This is a genomic window from Alteromonas sp. ALT199, assembly GCF_018619335.1.
In the GTDB taxonomy this organism is placed as follows: domain Bacteria; phylum Pseudomonadota; class Gammaproteobacteria; order Enterobacterales; family Alteromonadaceae; genus Alteromonas.
In genome coordinates this window covers 1-2,009 of record NZ_JAHHDX010000036.1, presented here as the reverse complement: position 1 = coordinate 2,009, position 2,009 = coordinate 1, and the positions used below count along the sequence as shown (strand labels likewise).

General features: G+C 45.0%; 2 protein-coding genes. Both read right to left on the bottom strand.

Going from position 1 to position 2,009, the window contains the following annotated elements:
- Positions 1–1,830: efflux RND transporter permease subunit (locus KL866_RS03965; RefSeq protein ID WP_214993531.1), on the bottom strand; the 1,830-nt coding region annotated here is incomplete at its 3' end.
- The coding region (locus tag KL866_RS03960; protein ID WP_214993524.1) for a hypothetical protein at positions 1,827–2,009 on the bottom strand (183 nt) is incomplete at its 5' end. The genes KL866_RS03965 and KL866_RS03960, both read right to left, overlap by 4 nt.

Below are 2,009 nucleotides of genomic sequence, written 5' to 3'. Positions count from 1 at the left end.
CACTTCTTCAAGGGTGAAGTTCTGCGTTACATGGTAGTTAAGCCAAATGCGCTCTTGGTTATTATTACCTTCATCATCTGACGTTACCACTTGCATAGGCACTATGGTCGACGCCAGGATTAATAAAGCAATAACACAGGTTACGCCTTGATGCTTCAACATCCAGTTAAGTGCACGGCCATAGCCCTTGATATACGTGGGCGGTTTAGGCGCTTTTACTACCGGTATTTTTACTTTTGTTGAAAGCAAAGGAATGAGTGTTTTAGCGATAAAAAGCGACGCAAACAGAGATATACAGATAGCCACGGCTACATGCTCTAAGAAAATAGTAACGTCTATTTTTACCCCAATAATATTGGGTAAAAACACAATGGCCGTAGTGGCGGTACCGGCAATAACCGCAAGACTAACTTTGTTCACACCTATTTGTGTAGCCCGTTTAACATCACCTTCTTGTTGGCGCTCTTGGAATACGCTTTCGGTGATCACGACGGCATTATCTACCAGCATACCTACCGCCAGCATAAGTCCCATAAGGGATAAAATGTTAAGGGTATAGCCCAAAAGGTACATTACACCCAAGGCTATACAGATAGAAAACGGTACGGAAAGCACAACAATTAACGTGGTGGTAAGCTGACGCAAGAACAAGTACAGCACAATAACTGAAAGCAATGCGCCTAAAAGACCAGCATTTAACAAATCGCTTAGCGATGAGGTAACGCTTTTGGCAGTGTCGTCCATTACAAACAAACTAATGCCTGTAAACTCAGGGTCTTCTTTGGCTTTTTCGATAACTTTCATTACCGCGTCGGAAACTTCAACAAGATTGCTTCCAGATTCTCGGAATACGTTAAAACCTACCGCAAAGGTACGGTCTAAATGACGCCCTTCGTTACGTTGAGGAAGCTCGTAAGTTACGCTGGCAATATCAGCCAAGCGTACGCTGCGGGTAACCCACATGTTTTTAAAATCATTTACATCGGTAAATTCGCCAGTTGGGTTAACTAGAATTTTTTCACCATTGTTGTACATGTAGCCCGCGGTTAGCGAAAAATTTGCGTTTTGAAGTTGCTGTTCTAAACGAGTGCCGTCTATTTGGTAGGCCGCCATTTTCTTAGGGTCTAAGCGAATGGTAATTTGACGTTTCATGGTGCCGTATAGCTCAACTTTAGATACACCCTCTACACGCTCCAGCGGGCGCTTGAGGTTGCGCTCAAGCAAGTCGTAGGCACTCGATAAGTCGCGGTCACTCGACACGCGCAGCTGGAATATAGGCATGTCGTTAGTGTTAAATTTGTACACCATGATCCGCTCTATATCATCAGGAAGCTCGTGGCGAATAGCATCAATTTTTTCGCGGGCTTCAATGCTTTTGGCTTTAAGGTTTTCATCCCAGTCGAACTCCACAATGACCTCCGCCATATTGTCGTACGAGCGAGCTCTTAAACGCTTAATCCCCGACATGGTCGCAACTGCTTCTTCTACCGGGCGGGTGATCATGGTTTCAATTTCTACCGGCGTTGCATCAGGATAGGGGATTTGCACCACCATTTCAGGAATATCGATACCAGGGAACTTCTCTAAAGGAAGCAAGCGGCCAGATACAATGCCGAACAACAACATGGACAAAAAAAGCATTCCGATGGTAACAGGCTTATTCAGCGCAAAGCGTGCGAGCGAGGCGCCTATACCTGCAATTTTCGAATGCTGCGGCTGTGAAGCTATATCTGTCACGCGTTTATTTGATTCACTTGCTTGACGCTTTTCAGCTTTATTTTCAGCATGGTTTTCAGAACTGTTGTTCGGGGTTTGAGAAGGCGCACTCATAGTACACCTCCTTTCGACATAGCTTCTTCGTCACCAAAGCTCGCGCTTGTATTTGTGTTTACAGGCGCTTTTTGCTCAGTGTTTTTCTTAACGTCGAACAGGCTGTAAAGCACCGGCAGTAAGATTAGGGTAAGCAAACTTGCAAACAGAAGACCGTAAATAACGGTAATGGCCATGGG